Consider the following 19,262-nt stretch of genomic DNA (forward strand, 5'->3'; position numbering starts at 1 on the left):
AGTTCTATATTGACTTAAACGTCATGGGAGGTTTAGGCAGGTTTAAAAGCTCAAGCATGTCTTGGGCTTTTTTCGTCAGAGGCTCCACAACCCATGTAGCTCTCGTTGGTGCCCTCACCGCTCTGATCCTCTTCAATGCGGCCAGTAACTTTTCCACCGAGTTATCGGGGAGTTTTAATTCCTGAGTTTCTCTTTTTTTAGCCTGCACTGTTATAGCCATCCTCAGAGACTGAGCGATTATGTGTACCATCAATTTGCCCATGTAAGAGGTTTGGGTTGCCTGCAGTCGGTCTCCTCCGTTAAGGACTTTAAACTGTCGGAAAGCCACCTCAACGATATTCCTGCGCCTGTAAATTCTTAGAGCCTCGATCGGATCTTCGAGCCAGTCGCTGCGGATAACAAAGCAGCCGGCAGTGCGTTCCCAGAGTCTGAGAGCCTCGAGGTTTTTCTCCCATATTTTCCTTTCCTTGCCGTCTTGCTCTTCTTTGCACTCAGTTATGAAGCGGGCAGCGAAGTTCCAGTCATCTCGATCTACGACTTTTCCATCGCGTTTTTTATCTAAGACCTTATCTATTTTCTTTAGTAGCTGCTTCTGCTGAGAGAGCGCAATTTCCGGGAACCGATACAGATGCACGAAGCAGTCACGATTTACTGAGCCGGCCTCTGTGTTTTGCTTCCAGTCTTCTTTTATGGTTCGGCAATAAACTTCATACTCACTGTTGTAAAAAGCGAGGTCGCAAAGTGCTTCACGGAACTTTGTAAATTTATCTTTTAAACCCTTTTCCACGATAGGAACGCCGGCGACGAAGCTGACATCGGTATTAAAAAGATTCTGAAGATTCATTAGGGAAGAGTAACCCCGGTCGGTCACCAGGACTGTCTCGTCAAGATCAAAGCCGTAGCTTTTCATCTGAGCCAGGATGGATTTGTAGACCGACTTATCGGTTATCGAGCCTTCGTCTTCTCTGGCATAGCAGACGTCTCCGTTCAAGAAATCCACGGCAAGCGTAAGGTTTATCTGTTTGAGTTCAGGATTCTGTTTGGCGTGCCCGTAAGCCGCATCCTCGATTGTCATAGAGAAGGTACTTATTGCCGTGGAGTCCAGCGCCATATACATCTTTTGCAGAGTTGAAGGCGGCATGGCCGAGCCCTGCTTCTGAGCCTTTTGTTTTATTTCCTCAAGCCATTTCTGATAATTCTGCTTGGATCGGTCAAATCGTAAACGGAAATAATTAACCATGTCCTCATGGTCGACTTGAGCAAGCAGTTCGCTGATGCGCTGAGAGCTTAAAGGAGCGCTTACAGGAAGCCAGTTGTCGGGAAGCCAGTCTTCATAGCCGTTCATGGCGCCCCCGTCTAAGAGCTGATAGACGGCCAAAGCCAGAAGGCCGGTTCCTAATTGTTTTCCGAACGCCGCCTGCAGGTTTTGCAGAATTCGGTTCTTGGAGGCGAACTGCCAAAGGGCCCAGGTGGCAGCGTAAGAAAGGTTGTTTGAAGCCCATGACTGCTCGCGCTGTTGAACTTCTTCTGCAGCATCCTGCTCGGATCTTTCAACGAGGGTACGATTTTCAAAGTAAAGCGTCTTGCCTTCATACTCAGGATGATTGGATAAGTACTTTTTGCCCAGTCTAAGTCTTCCGGTTGCTTCATTGAGCGTGCCGACATAAATCCTTTTGGCAATTCTTGACTGTTTCTTCACCGGATCCCACTCATTTCTATAGCCATAAACATAGGTGGAATCTCCTTTTCTGAAGGTGGAGAAACGGAAATGGTTGTCTGGTAGAGTTCTTGGTCGAGCCATAATAGTCTTTATCAATATTTATAGACTATAATATCAAGAATTACCCTTAATGTCAATCTCAACTATTTAAATTTACTAGGAATTTTTTCCAGAATGAAAAAATCCCGGAGCTATGTTCCGGGAGTTTGGGAAGCAGTGCGTCCGCCGTGGTGAGGCCCTGCCCCTCAGTTTTTTCTCCGGCCATTTTCCGCAGTCCTTTATGATTCCTTTATCTTTCCCGACATTATGCGACTGACCGGATCTGAGGACAGAGCTTAGAGACAGAAAAAGGGCAGAGAAATCTCCCCGCTCTACAAAACACTGAGGTTCAGTTCATCGTCCGACGCCAGGAAAAAAGAAGGGAGAGGAGAAGTTCCCGATTATTTTCCATTCCTCCCCTCCCCGGCCTCCCTGGATTACCGGAGACAAACCATGTTTCTTAGTAGAGAATCCCCGCGATGCCGAGACCGGTCGTCACAGCCACGATAGTTGCCACGAGCCCCGGAATCATGAAGGAATGGTTAAGAACGTATTTGCCGATATGCGTCGTTCCGGATCCGTCAAACGCGATGGCGGCAACCAGAGACCCATAGGTCGGAATGAAGAAGTAGCCGTTCACAGCCGGGAACATGCCGATCAGCGTCTGAGGCGGAATGCCAAGAGCAGCGCCGAGCGGCATCACAGCGCGGGCCGTGGCGGCCTGCGAGTAGAGCAGCACGGAAACAAAGAAGAGCACAAAGGCAAAGGTCCAGGACATCGCCTGAGCAATGCCGCCGACCGCGGCAAGAAGATCCGCCTTATTGGCGCCGACAAAGGAGTCACCGAGCCAGGCAAGACCGAAAATGCCGATCATGGCAACCACACCGGCGCGCATCGTCGGGGGTCTTCACGATATCGTCCACTTTCGGGCGGCAGGTCACGAGGATCGCCGCGGCGTTCACGAGCATGAAGATTTCCAGAACGGTCGCCATACCGAGCGGCTTGGTTTCACCGCGGAGCGTACGGAGTTCCGGAATAAGACCGGATGCCACAGCGATCGCGACAAAGACGAGGAACACAATAGCGGAACGCTTGGCGTGCGGCTTCAGCACCTTATTCGCGCCATTCGGATCCGGCATCTTCACGAGCCCCGCCTTCACACGGGCCTGGAATTCGGGGTCATCCGCGAGGTCTTTCCCGAGGAACATGGAGACAAAGCCCGCCACGATGACGCCCAGCAGCGTCGACGGAACGCAGATCGCGAGAATCTGGGCAAGACCGAAACTCGTCCAGTTATAGGCCGCGAACATACCGAGCATGGCCGCCGTGGCTGCCGAGACCGGGGACGCCGTAATGGATTGCTGAGAGGCAATCGTAGCCACCGCCATCGGGCGCTCCGGGCGGATACCGGCTGACATCGCAACCTCATAGATCACAGGCTGCAGCGGATACACCACATGTCCGGTTCCCGCGAGGAACGTAAAGAGCCAGGTGACGAGCGGCGCGAGAATGGTGATGTACTTCGGATTCGCGCGAATAATTCTTTCTGCCACAGACACCAGAAAATCGATGCCGCCGGCCGCATCCATCGTCGCGGCGGCTGTCACAACAGCAAGAATGATCAGCAGCACATCGACCGGCGGCGCTGTCGGCTTCACGCCGAAAAGGACCGCGATCAGGAACAGGCCGACACCGCCCCAGATACCGAGACCAACACCGTTAAACCGCGCGCCGATAAAAATCACGGCAAGCACGATCACGAGCTCAATCCAGAAAAATATTGACATAGATGACATGGAACCGCTCCGGGGGTGACCTGCTTGTTTTCCCCTTAGCGCTCCCTCCTCTCTCTTGGTTGCTTTGAACGGGCAGGGTTTTTATGCCCCGCCTCTTTTCTCCTTGCCTTCACTCGATTTCAGTTCGCAGAAGGTCTGACTATCTACCTATTCCATACCTCAGAATAAGTAAAATAGCCTAGGCAAATTATTGGAGAAGCCCGCTGCACGGTAAAGGTTCAAAGACGCTCAATAAGTGGAAAAAACAGCCATTTGTGCGGAAACTGATCACTTCAGGCGCGGACTCATACTGAGGAGGAAAGGCCATGAGGAAAATCGAAAACCTGGAAAACCTCCGCGTGTTCTGTGAAGTCGTAGAGACAGGAAGCGCGAGAGAAGCCTGCGAAAAACTCCATATTGAGCCAAGCAACGCCTTCCGGATTATCCGGGCCATGGAGAAAGAGCTGAAGACGAAGTTTTTCGACCGAAGCCAGCGCCCGATGAAGCTGACGCCTGAAGGCAAGCGCTACTACAGCTACGTTTTCAGAATCCTGCAGCTGGAAGAGGAACTTGAAGAGGAGTTATCGGATTCCGCTGACTCTCTCGCCGGGCCGATTCACGTGGCGTCGACAGCCGGGTTCCGTGAAAGCCTGATCGTGCCTTCCGCGGTCGAATTCCAGATGAAGCATCCGGGAATTTCGATCGAAGTCAAAGACATGGTGTCAGGCGTTTCCGAATTTCTGACAACCCCGGATAACGAAGCGAACGATATTGTCTTTATGTTCCGGCCGCAGGATGAGCTCCCCGAAGGCGCCATCCTCCGCGACTGCGGGCCGATGCATTTCGTCGCCTGCGCCTCACCGGCCTACGTGGCGCTGCACGGTGAGCCCGAGCGGCCATCTGACTGTATGCGCCACACGGGACTCCTCCTCAGACTTCCGAACCGGACCTCGGTTTCCTATCTCTCCAAAAACGGCGTGACAGAAAAGCTCGACAGGAAGCAGACCATGGCGTTTACGAGCCAGGTGAACGCGCGTGACGCGATTCTCCTCGGCGCAGGAATCGTTCCCGACATGGCGTTTGATCAGTGTGTGGACTATCTGAAAGACGGCCGTATCGTTCCGGTAATGCGGGGATGGACAAGGCCCCCTCGGCACTGCTGCGTGATCACGACAGAAAAGGCGCTTCGGAAAAAGCGCGTCAGGCTTTTCGCTGACTGGCTGACTGTCCGGGCGACAAAATACACGGAGGATATGAATAAGGCCTTTTTTTCCTTCCCGAGAAAGGGCCTCTGAAAAAGCCCGGATCCGTATTCGATCCGGGCTTTGTCCGCCTCGTTATTCATTCATATCCGTCGACGCCCTGCGCTCTGAGATGCGGTATCGCGGTCCGGATGAGCGTAATCGCGCCGAGAAGATTCGTTTCCAGAATCGCTTGGATATCGTCATCCGACAGCTCTTCCGCAGCGCCGAAAAGACCGTTGCCGGCGTTGGAGCAGATCACGTCAATCCTGCCGTGCCACGCGAAAGCGGCGTTCACCGTCCCGATCACGGTGCCGCCTGAGGCGGGCAATCTCGTGCCCGAAGCCGCTTGAAACGCCGGTAATCAGCCAGGTCTTTTAAGTCATCAGAAAATGATTCCTTTAAGTTTTTTCGATTAAAGAGAGGCAAGGAAGGTCCTGACACGGCGGCGGAGCGCTTCACCGCCGTCTGCTGCGGCTGACCCCGTAACCGCGAGTCCCGATGTCACACGCGCTTTCGGCGCGAGATGCTTCACGGTTCCTACCGTTGCCCCGATACCGCTCCCTTCATGCGTGCAGAACGGGATCACCGTTTTTCCTGCGAGATCCGCGGTTTCGAGGAACGTCTTCACCGGCATCGGCATCTCACCCCACCAGATCGGATATCCGATAAAGAGGACATCGGTATCCGTCATATCCGGAATCGGCTGCTTCAGAGCCGGGCGGCAGTCTTCCTTCAATTCCTTCGCCGCCTGATCGGTGCAGGCCCGATAGTCATCGGGATAAGCCGCGGCAGGGTTAATCGCGACCACCTCGCCCCCGGTCTCTTCCGCGATCACGTCCGCGAGTTTCGCCGTGTTGCCAACCTTAAGCGGCACGATTGACCCCGACACCCAGTTCATACCGGGGCGCGAAAACCGCGCCACAACGACTTTCTTTCCGCTGAAATCCATACTGTCACTCCTCCTATTTATTTCTGGTACCCCAGGCGCTTAAGCCAGGCGGTAATCTCAGGCTCCACCGGCTCGTTTCTCGCGAAACGCGTCCCGAGAATGCCGAGCCCCTCGCGTACCTCGGCCTTCTTCTGAAATGACCGGATCAGACTCGCCGTATTCCCGATCCCGCTCCCCTCATGGGTCACAAACGGAACAATCGTTTTCCCAGAGCAGTCAAGCTTCGAAAGCACGCCCCGCACGAGATACGGCATCTCGCCGTACCAGATCGGGTGCCCCCAGAAGATCACGTCGTACCCTCGGATATCCGGGATCGCTTTCGCGTCCCACGCCTTCCCGGCCGAGCGTTCCTCACGCGCAATCGCTGTGGTCTTCCGATAGTCAAACGGATAAGGCGTTACCGGCTCAATCCTGAAGAGAGGGGCCCCGAGCGTCTTCGCGATGATCTTCGCGAACTTTTCCGTGTTCCCAACCGGGAGATTCACCATGTCGCCCAAGACATAGTTCATGCCAGGCCGAGAAAAATAGACAATCAGAATTTTCGGAGCCTTCGTCCGAAGGGCAGGCTTTGCTGAAGCGCCGAAACTCATGAATCCAGGAACCGCCAACGCGGCTCCTGCTTTTAATAATGACCTTCTCTTCATGCCTTTTCCTCACTTTCCGGCTGCTGACTTTCCCCATCCGGTCTACGGGGAAACTGTAGTCTCAAGGCTCTTCAATGGGTTACGGGGAAATTTCTGTTTTACTTGCTTATTTTTATCAGCCCTGAAAAGCCTCTAAACCTTTTCTCTCTACTATTAAAATGATCAAAGCCTTATTTCCCCAGTCAGAAAATCCACATGAATAACGCTGATTACGCTGAGCGTCTGCGCTCAATCGCATCCCTTCACATGAAGCTGCTGCCTGAAGCCGGAGAAAGCCGCACGCTCTGCGGCGTCACGCTGCACCGACGCGATGAATCGAACTGTGCCGCCACCTGCTCGGCTCACCCTGGAATGGGGCTTCTCGTGCAGGGCGCGAAACGCGCCCTGATGGGTGGGAAAACGGTGGAATACACGGCCGGGGAATGCCTCGTGGTTGGGGTCGACATGCTGGACAGCTTCCAGGCGCTTGGCGCGACGCATGAAACGCCGTTCCTTGGCGTGTCATTTGACCTAGAAGAAGATGAGGTGGTGAAGATCACGTCCGAAATGGACGCCTGCGGCATTCCGATCCCGAAGCGCGCTGACGCGGAGGATCTCTCCGGAGCTGCCTGGATCATGCAACCGGACGTGAAGGTGATTGACGCCTACGCGAAACTTGTGGAACTCTTCGAAACGCCGGAAGAAGCCCCGATTCTCGCCCCGCTCATCCGGCGCGAAATCATTTTCCGGTTCCTGGTGAGCCAGGGCGGGGCCGCGTTCCGGCAGATCTTTACGGTCGGCGCGCCGGAGTACCGTATCCGGAAGGCCGCCTTTGAAATCCGCAAAAACCTCCGCAATTCCATTGACTTCCGTGAACTCGCAAAGAGTATCGGCATGAGTCATGCCGACGTTCTACCGGTATTTCCGCGAGGTCACCGGGCAGTCACCGCTCCAATACCAGAAATCACTGAAACTTCAGGAAGCCCGAAGAGCCATACTCTCAGGACTGCCGGTGGCGCAGACAGGTTATGAATTCGGGTACGAATCTCAGGCGCAGTTCTCACGCGACTACCGCAGCCAGTTCGGTCTCAGCCCCCGCGGCGACTTTGAACAGTTCCGGAAAGGCGAGGAATTCTGGCGTCAGAACGCCGCGAACTGCAGCTGGCCTGAAAGCCCTGAAGAGGCGCAGAAAAACACCTATCGGGCAATCAGCTAAGACCAGGGTAAGTTTCTCAGCGGAAACTCCCGCCTGAAACCGCATCAATATCGAGGAGAACTTGATTATGGCTTTTTACGGAAGCGCCAAAGGCGCGTCATTTGAGGATCAGATCCGGATGCTTCACACGGCTGAAGTGAAAGGATCTGAGGAGTACTACGTGCTGATCGCCCAGGCGCGCGAGCACGGCCTCAACGACCTCGCGGACGCCATGCAGGCCAACGCGAACGAAGACGCGGCGCACGGCGGCCGCTATGGCTCCATGCTGGGAGAAGGCGTGAGCGCTGAGGACGCCATCTGGGAACGCGCCCGGGCTTTCTGGCAGGCAGAGGCAAGCGCCCGACCCGCGCTTCAGGCGATCGCGGACAAAGTCCGCGCCGCCGGCCGTGACGATATCGCGGACGCGATCGAAGACACCATTCCTGAAGAGGACGGCCACGCGAAGCGCCTTGAAGCGGTTTTCAAGGCTCACGGGAAGACTCTGAAGTAAAGGAGCCGCATCTGCCGAAAGAAAACGGGAAGAAGCTTTTTGCTTCTTCCCGTTTGTTTTTAATCTGTTTATTCCGTTCAGCGCTTCCGCCTGTAAGAACGGTGCTCAGTCATCACGCCGAGAATCCTGATATTGCCGTCCTTCGAGTGGATCACCGGATAGAGATTGTTGCTCGGCAGTAGATCAAATTCAGGCTTTCCGGAAACGGGATCGGTCTTCGGTGAGTACTGCATAAACACCGCCCTGCCGGCGCCTGACGGAAGAGCTGCCACGCAGTCCCCTGAGACCGGAGCGATCGGTTCAATAATCACGACATCGCCCGCTGTGAAATGAGGCTCCATCTGCGTATCCTCAATTCTGAGCGCGAAGGAACCTTCCGCCAGCCGATGGTCCGTAATGGTCCAGCCCGTGGGCTCCCCATCCTTTCCGCGGCTTCGCAAAGCCACTTCCTCGCCTGTCAGCACCGGAATCCGGTTCGGATGAATCGCGCTGTCAATATCGGTTTCAATCTCGTGCGTAAAGGAAGCCGCTTTCCTCGCGAAAGCCGCGAGTTCCGGGGAGAAGTCATCAATCGCGCAGCCAAGACCCTCGGCAAACTTCACCGCGGCCGCGAGGCTCACCGGCCGACGGCCCAGGAGCAGCTGATTCACCATGCCGGCTGTGCCGATACCATAACGCTCACCAAACTCCCGCTGGGAAATTTTTGAACGCTTCAGAAAAACGGCTCTGAGCCGATCGTTATCGCTCGTCATGCCGGGCGCCTCTGACTTTCGTAATTGTTAACACTTCTATAATATCAAATTTGGGTGCCCGATATCAATTCCTCACAGAGTCACTCGGCGGACTTTTATCCGTTAAAATATTTCTGATCTACTTTGGAACGCCGACAAGCCACGGCTGCACGGGCATCGGCGTGGGTTCCCGTAGTGTCTTTCCGGTTTCCCATTTGGCTGCGGCGCGGGCCTTTCCGGAAATCGAAACGACATCAATCCGCCAGACAGCGAGGGCAGGTAACCGGTTTGTAAACTGGATTGCGTTCCGGGCATCGGAGTTCCCGGGAGCGTGACGCCTCACCAAAGCAACCATCGCCTGAGCGCGCTCTTCCGGATCCGTAACGATTGATGCTGTGCCTTCCACGATCGCGCTCGCGTAGTCAACCGTATAAAGTTCCGGAACCGTCATGTCCTTCCCGATACAAGTAAGGGATACCCGGCGGTTCATCTTCATGTTGTCTGACTTCCGGCCGCCCGGTTTTCCGGTGGCATGGAAGTAAATCCGCTTCCGATCAGCCGCAACCGGAGTGATGGGAACGCCATAGGGGTTTCCCTCGTCATCAACCGTGGCAAGCACTGCGTGATCAGTCCCCTCGACGACCTCCCAGGCCTGATCCACCGTGAGTTCACGCTCTTTACGCCTCATCGGGCGGTCTGCTGTACTGCCGTTCTGTTCTTTCATATTCACGAAATCTTTACGGTGTATACGTTAAGCATAGCTTTTCGGTATGCTATAGGGTCGAAAGCAAAGCTCTACAAGTTTGCGCCGCCTTCTTTCTGATTTTAAGTTTCGTGGGACGGTTTTCCTCTTCGGGAATACGGGTAAGGCCAATACCCCAGAAAATCGGAAACGAGGGCTTTAAAACCTCTCATAACTATAAAATGTTCAGCATCATCAAAGCCTCGGATATCACGGCCTGGTTCCTCGGCAGATCGGGCCGCGTCATGACGAAAGCGACACTCTCGTCGCTTTTCTATCTGTCGGAACGCCGCTCGCTGCTTGAGCGAAACCTGCCGCTTACGGGAGGAACTCTGGTTTCTCTCCCGGAAGGGACTGCTGTCCTTGAAATCAAGGAAATACTCGAGTCCGCGAAGCCGCCGCTTGCCTGGCTGACCCGTATCGGGACCCTTCCGGACGGCCGTCTGAAGCTGGACCTGAGACGGCAGCCGCCATCACTCCCGGTAAGCGAAACCCGGATTCTTGAAGAGGCGATCAGCGAACTCGGATCGCTCCCCCTTCCCTTTTTCGGTTCCCCCGCGCAGATCCGCGCTTACTACCCGGAGTGGACGGAACCCGTGGGGTCGGATCCTGTGCCGATTACGGCTGAAGCGCTCTTCGCCGCGCACGGGAAACCTTTTAACCGGTCCCATCTCCCCCGCGGCTGAACTCTGAAAAATCGGTTTCCGTTGGCGCTTCGCCCTATAATCAGCCCGCCCGGTCTGTTGAACCAATCACTGATATAGAAGAGGAGCGCATTTCCATGACGGATTCCCACGCAAAGCTTTTTGAGCCATTCACTCTGAATAACGGCGTCACGCTGCAAAGCCGGCTTGTTATTGCCCCTCTCACGCTTTACTGCCAGAACCCGGACGGAACGATGAGTGAAGCGGAACGCGATTTCATTTCAAGCCGCGGCCGGAATTTCGGCATGGTGATCCATGGCGCAACGCTCGTGAGTGATAACGGCCAGGGATTCCCCGGTCAGCCCCGCGCGATCCGTGATTACGACCTCCAGGCTCTGAAGGAACGTGTCCGTCTGACACACGCGAACGGCGCTCTCGCCATCGCCCAAATCCACCACGCCGGTATTCTCGGGAATCCCGCCTTTCTCCACGATCACGTTCCGGTGGGCCCGAGCGAAAACGAGGAACGCGGCGCGCGGGCTCTGATGCCGCCTGAAGTCAAAGCCATCATCCGGGCCTTCGCTCACGCTGCAGAGCTCTGCCTCGTCGCGGGATATGACGGCGTGGAAATCCACGGTGCCAACCGCTACCTGATCCAGCAGTTCTATTCCGGCGCGACCAATCACCGCACGGACGAATGGGGCGGCTCGAACGACGCCCGCATGCGGTTCCCGCTCGCAGTGCTCGACGCCGTGCTTCGCGTAAAGGAACGCTCCGGGAAGAAGAATTTCATCATCGGCTACCGTCTGTCGCCTGAGGAACCTGAAGAAGCCGGCATTACGATGAAGGAAACGCTTGCCCTCGTTCAGGAACTTATCAAGCGGGATATCCAGTACATCCACGTGTCTGAGAAGGAATTCTTCCAGAACGCCCGCCGCGGCGCGGACGACACCCGCTCAAGGCTTGACCTGATTCACGAGACGATCGCCGGAAAGACCGCTCTGATCGGTCTTGGGAACCTCTTCACAGGGGATGATTTTGATAAGGCGATCGGCACCGGCTGGGTTGAACTCGCCGCCACGGGGCGCGCCGTCATGCTGAACCCGGATCTCGCCACGCTGATCCGCGAAGGGCACGATTCTGAAATTCAGACAAAACTCGATCCCGCGAAGGAAGCGTCTTACCACTGCCCGAAGGTGCTGTGGCCGCGCCTCCCGCAATAAAATTAAATTTGGTTTTTCACTAAGAAGCCCGGAAGTTCATTTGAATGCCGGGCTTTTTTCCTGTCTTCATCTGGCCGAAAAAAGCCTCACAGCTCGTAATACCCTCGTCTACTATTACCGGAAACGCCAGGAGCACTGACTCTCAATCCGTTCCCCTGGTTTTTGAATAAAAAGGGTCCTTTTATGACTAACGATTACAGCAATCTCTTTCTTCCCTACACACTGAATAACGGCGTCACGGTCCCGAACCGGCTCGCTGTCGCCCCGCTTACGCTCTACTGCCAGAATCCGGATGGAACGGTGAGCGACGATGAACGCGATTTTCTGAAGCATCACGGCGAAGGTTTCGGACTCTATGTAACCGGAGCGACGCTCGTGGACGCCGGAGGTCAAAGCTTTTACGGTCAGGCCCGGGCGCTTTCAGAGGCTGACCTGCCGAGCCTCCGGGAAAGAGTGGAAATCGTCCGGTCACTTGGGGCGATCCCGATCGCGCAGCTGTTCCATGGAGGAATCCTCGCTAATCCCGACTTCCTTCCGGACCGTCAGCCGCGGGGACCTTCCGCCACGCCGGACGGAAAGGCATCGGAACTCACCGAAGCTGAGATTGAGTCACTGATTCAGAAGTTCGCGTACGCAGCTGAACTCTGCATGAAGGCGGGATACGCCGGTGTTGAAGTGCACGGAGCCGGTCCCTTCCTCCTCCCGCAGTTCGTGTCAGAGGCTACGAACAGAAGAACGGATCGCTGGGGCGGGTCGCTCGAAAACCGGCTTCGGTTCCCGCTCGCGGTGCTTGACGCCGTCATCGATGTCAAGGAAAAGGCAGGACGAAAGGATTTCATCATCGGCTATCGGATCACGCCTGAACAGCCGGGTGAAAAAGGTATCACGATGAAAGAGACCCTTGCCGCGGTGTCTGAGATCACCAAACGCCCGATTCAGTATCTCCATGTGTCGCAGCAGAACTTCTTCCACGCGGTTCGGCGTGGAGCGGATACGTCAAAGTCCCGGATGGAACTGATTCACGACGCGGTAGCGGGACGCTCTGCCGTGATCGGGGCCGGGGAACTTGTGACAGGGGCAGATTTTGAACGCGCTGTGACATCCGGCTGGACGGAATTCGCGGCCGCCGGGCAATCTGTCATGTTGAACCCGGATCTCGCGCGCCTTGTCCGTGCGGGACGGGATGACCTGATAGATCGATTCCGCGATGAATCCAAAAATGACAGCTACCACCTTCCCAAGGTGCTCTGGCCCTGGGTTCCGGATAAAGACGGCCCCGCAAAGCTTCCGTAAATAACCTCATCGGAAAAGCCTCCTGGCATCACTGCCCGGAGGCTCTTTTTTTCCCGGGATTCAAAAAGTTAAGGCGTGGAAAAAATTAATAAAAATTAATAATGTAATGTTTTTAATCCTTTATTGATCTACGGATTTCATGAAAAAACTCATAACTATCAGAAGATTTTCGTTATTTTTGCCGGTATTTTTAATTGAGAAGTGGAATCATTATTTATAATATTTTGTTTAATTTTAATGAGTTACAAGTTAATTTTATAAGGATTGATTTGTAATTATTAAATGTAATTGACGTTTACTTCCGTAGAGTGGATAATGGCATAGTCGTTTTAACCGACGCTTTGTCCAGTTATCACATCGAAGGTTAGTAAATTAATAAGATACTTATTTCTTCAGTTGCGGCTGCTGTGCTGGCCACCGTTTCTGGTGCGGCTCTTGCGGATTCCGCTGTTTACGTTAATAAAGCAGATATATCGGTACCGGATACTGATGTCGCCAATCAGACCGTTTCCAGCATCTATCCCTATGGCATCTCCTCCTACAACGGATTTGAGGCCTCCATTACCAATCCGACGATTGCCGTAACTGTCACCAGTTCAGGGAACGATCCGGAAGACGGGGCACTCGGCACGGCATACGGCGTGTTCAACATTCCCGGAAAGCAGAATAACGATGCAGAAGTTACTGGGGCTCTCTTAACCGTGGGCGGGGACACTTCGACGGTTTCCTTCACGACCTCTGCCAACGGTGTTTCGAGAGGCATTTATGCCGCCGGTGGCCTGGGAAGCGACGTGATTGTGAACGGCGCCTCCCTTACACTGGACGCTACCAGCGCGGAAAGCGTAGCGCATGGCATCGTTGCCCTGAACAACAGCACGGTTACCGTGAACAGCGACACGATCAATATCTCTGCGAACGGCGCTACCCGGGCTCGTGCGATTGAAGCTTCGGGGAGCACCGGCATCGGAACTGTTATCCTTGGAAAGGATTCTTCCGTCACAACTCTGAATGCCACCGCCAAGAACGGCACGGCATTCGGTATCTTTGCCGGCCCGAAGGTTGGCAGCACGGTTACCGTGAACGGCAAGTCTCTCACCATCAACGCTCACTCGGATACGGACGACGCCTACGGCCTCTTCGCTCAGAGCTCTGTGACTCCTGACTACGAGGGTAACGTTTCCACGATCAACATCAATGCCGAAGACACGGTGATCAATGTCACGTCCGACGCCGGTGAGTCTCACCAGTACGGCATCATCGCCATGTCGAACTCCCGTGTGAACGTGAACGGCAACCTGACCGTGAACGCTGGCAGCGGCGACGCCATCCTGACCCGCGGCGGATCAGTTATCACGATCAACCCGGACAAGGACAAGACCGTCCAGCTGACCGGTAATATTGAATACAACTACAACGAAGCTAACTCCGGTAATATCGCTGATTCGACCGTCAATCTCAATCTCTCGGATGCCAACTCTTTCTGGACTGGTAATGCGGTTCTGAGTAACGGCGGGGCAAGCGACTCCTCCAACGACACCGTGGCGGGGCTCAACCTCAATCTGTCTAACGGCGGTACCTGGAATGTAGCCAATTCGGCAACTGCCACGACTTCCGAATCCGGCGCTTCCACGACTCCGCTCGCGATCAATAATCTGTCGCTCAATGACAGTACCGTGAACTTTACGGACGCCTCCCAGGCCGCCAAGATTGAGAATCTGTCTGGCACCGGCGGTCAGGTGAACACTGCGGTCGAGAAGAATGCTGACGGCACCTACAAGACCTCGACACTCTCCGCTGATAAGGTTGATACCTCTTCCGGCACCCCGACCCTGAACATGAACATGGTCGGCACGAACGGCACGACGGTGAATTCTGACGTGATTTCCGCGGATGAACTCGCCTCGCTGACCGCCGCTGCCGCAACCGGCGCTCTCGCTACCGAAACGACGCGTGTCGCAACCGTTGCTGAAGGCGATGTGAACGGCGCTCTGACGATCACGGAAAACACTGACGGCACGACTACCGTCGCCGCTCCTGTCCGCAACACCAAGCTCGACAGCCTGCAGTCGGTCGGCGCCATTTCGATGACGCTCCTCCGCCACGACCTGAATAACCTCACGAAGCGTATGGGCGAACTCCGCGACGCTCCGAAGGGGGTCGGTGCCTGGGCCCGTGTCTACGGCTCCAAGCTCTCCTAAGGTGACAGCAACCTCACGAGCAAGAACAACTCGGTCCAGGTCGGTGTTGATACCGACATTGCCCAGACCGGCTGGAAGGTCGGCGGCGCGTTCATCTACACGAACGGCAAGGCTGATTACACCGGCGGTGACGGTGATATGGACGCTTACAGCATTGCGGCCTACGGCACCTGGTTCGGCTCGAACGGCGTGTATGTCGACCTGATCGGCAAGTACACCCGCATGAGCACCGACTACGAATTCGGCAACATGAAGGGCGGTTACGACAACAACGCCTTCACGGTGAGCGCTGAAACGGGCTGGCATAAGGATCTCGGCCAGTACGCCTTCGTTGAACCGCAGGCTGAACTCACCTACGGCACGGTTGGCGGCGCTGATGACACGGCTTCCAACGGCGTGAAGATTAACCAGAGCGACTACAACTCGCTCATCGCCCGCATCGGTGTCCGCGCCGGTGCGAAGTTCGCTGAAAACAAGGGGCGCATCTACGCCCGCGTGTCCGGCAACTATGACTTCCTCGGCGACCTGAAGATGTCCGCTCAGAATGCCTCTGCCCGCAGCAACCTGAAGGACGACCTCGGCGGCTTCTGGTTTGAGTATGGTGTCGGTGCCAACTTCAGCTTCACGAAGAACACCTACGGTTACGTCGATTTCGAACGTACCGCGGGCGGCGAAGTGGATGAGGACTATCGCTGGAACGTCGGTATCCGTCACACGTTCTAATCAGCTTTTCGCTTCTCTCTGAAGCAAACTCCTGATACCGAAATCCCCCGGGAGATCTCATTCTCCCGGGGGATTTTTGCTGCGCCATGAACAAAAAAACCGGGCGGATTGCTCTGCCCGGATCTGAAAAAAGAATAGCTCAGGAAGTCATGCGAAACACAAAAGGAAAACCTCATCCGGCGCGCGGAGCCTGCCGACTGTACGGAACGCTATGACGACCGGACTGACGCTCCGTTTAGACCCTGGAAAGCCGCTTCTGCTCCCAGTCTCCAAAGGCAGACTGCACGCAGACGGCAGAAAGCGCCGCGCGCCTGTCTGACGGGAGGTTTCACACTCATATCCTCCCTGTCTGGCGATTCCTGATTTTCAGAAGGGATCACCTTTGAACTGGATAAAAGTTTAAATATATTTTTGCTATCTCTACAGTGAAAATTTGTAAAAGCACCCCGATACCCTCTGTGATTCGTCGCCTTATCGTTCTTCTGACTGATACTGAAAAGCGGAGAAATCCCGTTTTACCCGGGTCTTATGTAGTCCGGAGCGAATACAAATTCACCCCAGTCTGGCTCTTTCCATAGCGTCATGATTCTGCCTTGAGATCAGTGAGATACTGCCCTCAATCTCCTGAATCATCAGCTGTTTTTCAGAGAATAACGAAGCGGGACCGTGATTTTCATCGCCCGGCCGGTTTCGCCAACCGATTCCCCGATAAGCGCCGAAGCAAGGACGTCACCCGCGGCATCCAGCACGGAAAACCCGGATCCTTTCGACACCGAGGCTTTCAGGATCTTTCCCGCGGGGCTCAGCGAAAACGTGATTTCAAGAACGCCTTCTGTGCCTGAACGGCGGGCGCTCTTCGGGTAACGCTTCTTTCGCTCCACAAGGGCGATCAGTTTCGATGCCACATCAGATGTCTTAACCGCGGAGGGCTGAGGCGCCGCAGGAAGAGCGGCCGGCGACTTTTTTACGGCGGGAGCCGCGGCTCTCGGGGGAGGCGCTGCCGGAGCGGAAACCGCGGGATGCGGTGTTACCGGGCGGGGAGTCTCAGGAACCGTGGGAGCGGCTGCCGGTTTCGGCTCCTCGACAGTCACCGGGCTTACGGCAGTACGCGACGCGATCACCCGGGGTTTCTGAGCCTCCCGCTTGACGGGCGGCGCAGCCGTCACCGGTTTTGCCTTGGGGACCTGCTTTACCTCAGGCACTTTCCTCACTTCCGGCACGGGAACCGGCGCGGGCTTCACGTTTTCCGCGATCCGGAATTCCATCGCGAAATCCGGTTTCGGGACCGCGCTCCGCTTCAGTTCGAAACTCTGCGTCGCGAGCAGCGCAGCGGTCAGCACGAGAGCCCCCGCCGTCAGCCATCGGCCGCCGGCACGTGACGAGAGGAGCACAGGATCCGCTGTTTCACCCACCATCACTTTCCTCCCTCCTCTGTCCGGATCACAAAGCGGCCGGACTTCTTTTCCTTCGCCACATCCACGACCTTAACAAAGGCCGCGAACGGCGCTTTCTTATCGACCGCGAGGTTCAGCACCGCGTCCGCGGGCTTTGAATCAATGAAAGAAGCGAGCCCTTCCGACGTAATCGCCTTTCCGTCCGCCCAGATCGAGCCATCCGCTTTGACCGCTACGAGCAGCTCCTCAGGCACTTTCGACACTGTCGCTTCGGTCGACTCCGGAAGCACGATATCAAGCACCGGTTTTGAGCTGAAAGTCATCGTCATCACGAAAAAGATGACCAGCATGAAGATCACGTCGATCAGCGACGTGAGATCGATGCGGGGTTCCTCATTTTCATCATCAAACATAGCGGACTCCCGCCTCGCGCGGCGTCTCCGCCTGGGCCTTCGCTTCTTTTTCAAGCGTCGGACGGCCGCCCTGCACCAGTTCAAGCGCGCGGTAGCTATGCTCCACCGCCTCGATCCGGAAACCTTTGATACGAAGCAGCAGGCAGTAGTAGACCATGAGCACCGGAATCGCGATCACGAGACCCATCACGGTTGTGAGAAGCGCCTGCCAGATGCCGGACGCGAGCGCCGCGGGGTCCGGTGCCTGGTTCACGGCGATTGTCTGGAAGACTCCCACCATGCCGAGCACGGTGCCGAGAAGGCCGAGAAGCGGCGAAATCGCCGCGATGAGCTTCAGCCAGCACATGCTGTTATTCACGGGGGCGAGGTGCTTATGAAAGAGGTATGCGACCTCAGCCCGGATATCGTTTGAATGGGATCCATGCGTAAAAACCACTTCCCGGACCACGCAGACGAGCGGATTCAGGTTCCCCTCCGTCCGCTCGCGGAAATGCCGGCCGCCGTCTGCCTCCGCTTCGTGGATCGTCGAACGGAAGCCCCGGCCGGTCCGGATGAGATAAATCACAGTCCAGATCGTGAGGTAAAGACCCGCGGCAGCGACAAGAATCAGCGCTACACCTGCGGGTCCGATCAGTTCGTACATTTTCGCTAAACCCATTCTGGTGCCTTCTTTTTTATGTTTATGCTTTAAAAGCGGGAAGCCGGTGCATGTACCGGCTTCCATTTTTTTCGTCTGCCTCAGTCCGGAATCGGCGTCCGCTGAGAGCTGAGAATCCCAGCGGCCCAGGTTCCGGCTTCAGAGAGATCCGTCTGATCGGGGTGTGAGGCTGACGCCTTCAGTCGGGCTTCCACTTCTGGCGTCATCATCCCGGCCTCCTGCATCATGCGGACCACATCGTCACTCACGCGTCCCCGCCACATCCGGATCCCGAGGAGATCGGCTCCGGACGCCGCTGCCTCGCCGCGAACCCGTTCGAGGAACGACTGGAACCGTGGGGATGTCGGATCCCCGCCCATCGTGCCGAAAAGCGCGAGCGGGGTGCCGGATGCGCGGACCATCACGGCCTTCGCGTCCGCGCTCATCACGCCCATATCAATCCAGAACCCGAGAAGCACGAGACGGTAGGCTGAAAGATCACCCGCCTCAGACGCCTTCCTGAGGACAGAACCTGGGATTGACGCGGCAATCGCGCGGGCCACGGCTTCGGTGTTCCCGGTGCCGGAGCTATAGGCGACGAGTACGGGTCTCGTGTCCGTCATCAGGCGGCTCCGAGCTCAGCCTTCAGCGCGAGGAACGCGTCGCGGGCCTCAGGGATCAGCTGATGGTTCTCACGGCCCACATAGACCTGGAACATCGATTCGCCTTCTTCATTGAAGAACGCGAGGAAGTGGCTTTCGCGTCCCATGAAGGGAAGCGTGATGAAACCGATCGTCTTCACGGCGTCCGCCTTCAGGTGGCCGCCGAGCGGAGAGCCATGGAAAATGTTGTAGTAGCCCATCCCGTGCTTCCCTTCCGCGAGTTTGCAGCTCACTTCGATCACGTTTCCGAGATGCTCAAGGAAGAACGTGGCGGAGGGCCAGGCGCAGGCCGAGCTCCAGACCGCGTCAAATTTCGATCCATCCGCATAAGCCCGGGAATCCGCGGGAAGGTGTTTCGAAGCCTCAAGCTCCGTGAGTCCGGTCGCGGCGGCAAGCGTTTTCAGCGTCGCCGGGGCTTTGGAGGAGAGCACCGCGGCCACTTTTTCTTCCATCGTTTTTTCCGTCATTCAATTAATTCCTTAAGTAGGTGGAGTGAAAAAATCTGTTCTGTGTCAGAGCAGCTTCCTGGGGCTCATCCCCGGGAGA

Annotated in this window: 21 protein-coding genes and 1 pseudogene; 9 read left to right on the top strand and 13 right to left on the bottom strand. The window is 55.8% G+C overall.

Going from position 1 to position 19,262, the window contains the following annotated elements; genetic code table 11:
• Positions 1 to 4 precede the first annotated feature (4 nt).
• From BN1936_RS08175 to BN1936_RS08180, 3 genes are all read right to left on the bottom strand, one after another.
• Positions 5 to 1,801, bottom strand: coding sequence for an IS1634 family transposase (locus BN1936_RS08175; RefSeq protein WP_148521168.1), 1,797 nt, complete (start codon positions 1,799 to 1,801; stop codon positions 5 to 7).
• A 418-nt stretch (positions 1,802 to 2,219) separates the two neighbouring features.
• Positions 2,220 to 2,654: an anaerobic C4-dicarboxylate transporter family protein gene (locus BN1936_RS11865; RefSeq protein WP_022443883.1), complete on the bottom strand. Its 435-nt coding sequence runs from the start codon at positions 2,652 to 2,654 to the stop codon at positions 2,220 to 2,222.
• The gene (locus BN1936_RS08180; protein ID WP_267900976.1) at positions 2,599 to 3,555 is read right to left on the bottom strand and encodes an anaerobic C4-dicarboxylate transporter family protein; all 957 of its coding nucleotides are present in this window, start codon (positions 3,553 to 3,555) and stop codon (positions 2,599 to 2,601) included. Before BN1936_RS08180 ends, BN1936_RS11865 begins: the two co-directional genes overlap by 56 nt.
• A 305-nt stretch (positions 3,556 to 3,860) precedes the next feature.
• Between BN1936_RS08180 and BN1936_RS08185 the strand changes: the two genes are divergently transcribed.
• The gene (locus tag BN1936_RS08185) at positions 3,861 to 4,829 is read left to right on the top strand and encodes a LysR family transcriptional regulator (protein WP_022443885.1); all 969 of its coding nucleotides are present in this window, start codon (positions 3,861 to 3,863) and stop codon (positions 4,827 to 4,829) included.
• Between the two features lie 46 nt (positions 4,830 to 4,875).
• Here BN1936_RS08185 and BN1936_RS08190 read toward each other — a convergent pair whose 3' ends face one another.
• The 3 genes from BN1936_RS08190 to BN1936_RS08200 form a co-directional block, all read right to left on the bottom strand.
• Positions 4,876 to 5,106: an SDR family NAD(P)-dependent oxidoreductase gene (locus BN1936_RS08190; RefSeq protein ID WP_049687138.1), complete on the bottom strand. Its 231-nt coding sequence runs from the start codon at positions 5,104 to 5,106 to the stop codon at positions 4,876 to 4,878.
• An 84-nt stretch (positions 5,107 to 5,190) separates the two neighbouring features.
• A complete protein-coding gene (locus tag BN1936_RS08195; RefSeq protein WP_022443887.1) occupies positions 5,191 to 5,727 on the bottom strand; it encodes a flavodoxin in 537 nt (178 codons plus the stop codon).
• 17 nt (positions 5,728 to 5,744) lie between these two features.
• A complete protein-coding gene (locus BN1936_RS08200; RefSeq protein ID WP_157274786.1) occupies positions 5,745 to 6,236 on the bottom strand; it encodes a flavodoxin in 492 nt (163 codons plus the stop codon).
• Between the two features lie 330 nt (positions 6,237 to 6,566).
• On the opposite strand from BN1936_RS08200, the gene BN1936_RS08205 reads away from it, so the two are divergent.
• The 3 genes from BN1936_RS08205 (at position 6,567) to BN1936_RS08215 (ending at position 8,056) form a co-directional block, all read left to right on the top strand.
• Complete coding sequence (locus BN1936_RS08205; RefSeq protein ID WP_022443889.1) at positions 6,567 to 7,382, top strand: AraC family transcriptional regulator; 816 nt, start codon at positions 6,567 to 6,569, stop codon at positions 7,380 to 7,382.
• Positions 7,318 to 7,566, top strand: a complete 249-nt coding sequence (locus BN1936_RS11600) for a helix-turn-helix domain-containing protein (RefSeq protein WP_232422109.1) — start codon at positions 7,318 to 7,320, stop codon at positions 7,564 to 7,566. Before BN1936_RS08205 ends, BN1936_RS11600 begins: the two co-directional genes overlap by 65 nt.
• Positions 7,567 to 7,633: 67 nt before the next feature.
• On the top strand, positions 7,634 to 8,056 hold the full coding sequence (locus tag BN1936_RS08215) for a ferritin family protein (RefSeq protein WP_022443891.1): 423 nt from the start codon (positions 7,634 to 7,636) through the stop codon (positions 8,054 to 8,056).
• 77 nt (positions 8,057 to 8,133) lie between these two features.
• Here BN1936_RS08215 and BN1936_RS08220 read toward each other — a convergent pair whose 3' ends face one another.
• Together BN1936_RS08220 and BN1936_RS08225 are read right to left on the bottom strand one after the other, a co-directional pair.
• Positions 8,134 to 8,808 (bottom strand): LexA family transcriptional regulator, encoded by a 675-nt coding sequence (locus tag BN1936_RS08220; protein ID WP_022443892.1) that lies wholly within the window; start codon positions 8,806 to 8,808, stop codon positions 8,134 to 8,136.
• Positions 8,809 to 8,926: 118 nt separating this feature from the next.
• Positions 8,927 to 9,511, bottom strand: coding sequence for a pyridoxamine 5'-phosphate oxidase family protein (locus BN1936_RS08225; protein WP_022443893.1), 585 nt, complete (start codon positions 9,509 to 9,511; stop codon positions 8,927 to 8,929).
• A gap of 200 nt (positions 9,512 to 9,711) precedes the next feature.
• On the opposite strand from BN1936_RS08225, the gene BN1936_RS08230 reads away from it, so the two are divergent.
• The 5 genes and pseudogenes from BN1936_RS08230 to BN1936_RS08250 form a co-directional block, all read left to right on the top strand.
• Positions 9,712 to 10,215, top strand: coding sequence for a hypothetical protein (locus tag BN1936_RS08230; protein WP_022443894.1), 504 nt, complete (start codon positions 9,712 to 9,714; stop codon positions 10,213 to 10,215).
• Positions 10,216 to 10,310: 95 nt separating this feature from the next.
• The gene (locus BN1936_RS08235; protein WP_049687140.1) at positions 10,311 to 11,396 is read left to right on the top strand and encodes an oxidoreductase; all 1,086 of its coding nucleotides are present in this window, start codon (positions 10,311 to 10,313) and stop codon (positions 11,394 to 11,396) included.
• Between the two features lie 183 nt (positions 11,397 to 11,579).
• Positions 11,580 to 12,689, top strand: a complete 1,110-nt coding sequence (locus BN1936_RS08240) for an oxidoreductase (RefSeq protein ID WP_022443897.1) — start codon at positions 11,580 to 11,582, stop codon at positions 12,687 to 12,689.
• 407 nt (positions 12,690 to 13,096) lie between these two features.
• Positions 13,097 to 14,887, top strand: a complete 1,791-nt coding sequence (locus BN1936_RS08245) for a hypothetical protein (protein WP_049687141.1) — start codon at positions 13,097 to 13,099, stop codon at positions 14,885 to 14,887.
• A 15-nt stretch (positions 14,888 to 14,902) separates the two neighbouring features.
• Positions 14,903 to 15,610, top strand: a pseudogene (locus tag BN1936_RS08250) (autotransporter domain-containing protein); the annotation flags it as partial.
• Between the two features lie 632 nt (positions 15,611 to 16,242).
• Here the strand turns inward: BN1936_RS08250 and BN1936_RS08255 are convergent.
• From BN1936_RS08255 to hutX, 5 genes are all read right to left on the bottom strand, one after another.
• A complete protein-coding gene (locus BN1936_RS08255) occupies positions 16,243 to 17,025 on the bottom strand; it encodes a TonB family protein (protein WP_049687142.1) in 783 nt (260 codons plus the stop codon).
• On the bottom strand, positions 17,025 to 17,417 hold the full coding sequence (locus BN1936_RS08260; RefSeq protein WP_049687143.1) for an ExbD/TolR family protein: 393 nt from the start codon (positions 17,415 to 17,417) through the stop codon (positions 17,025 to 17,027). Before BN1936_RS08260 ends, BN1936_RS08255 begins: the two co-directional genes overlap by 1 nt.
• Complete coding sequence (locus tag BN1936_RS08265; protein ID WP_049687144.1) at positions 17,410 to 18,075, bottom strand: MotA/TolQ/ExbB proton channel family protein; 666 nt, start codon at positions 18,073 to 18,075, stop codon at positions 17,410 to 17,412. Before BN1936_RS08265 ends, BN1936_RS08260 begins: the two co-directional genes overlap by 8 nt.
• A gap of 80 nt (positions 18,076 to 18,155) precedes the next feature.
• Positions 18,156 to 18,677, bottom strand: a complete 522-nt coding sequence (locus BN1936_RS08270; RefSeq protein ID WP_022443485.1) for a flavodoxin family protein — start codon at positions 18,675 to 18,677, stop codon at positions 18,156 to 18,158.
• Positions 18,677 to 19,183: a heme utilization cystosolic carrier protein HutX gene (gene hutX, locus BN1936_RS08275; protein WP_022443486.1), complete on the bottom strand. Its 507-nt coding sequence runs from the start codon at positions 19,181 to 19,183 to the stop codon at positions 18,677 to 18,679. Before hutX ends, BN1936_RS08270 begins: the two co-directional genes overlap by 1 nt.
• Positions 19,184 to 19,262 lie beyond the last annotated feature (79 nt).

Source organism: Dakarella massiliensis (assembly GCF_001182045.1).
Taxonomy (GTDB): Bacteria; Pseudomonadota; Gammaproteobacteria; order Burkholderiales; family Burkholderiaceae_F; genus Mesosutterella; species Mesosutterella massiliensis.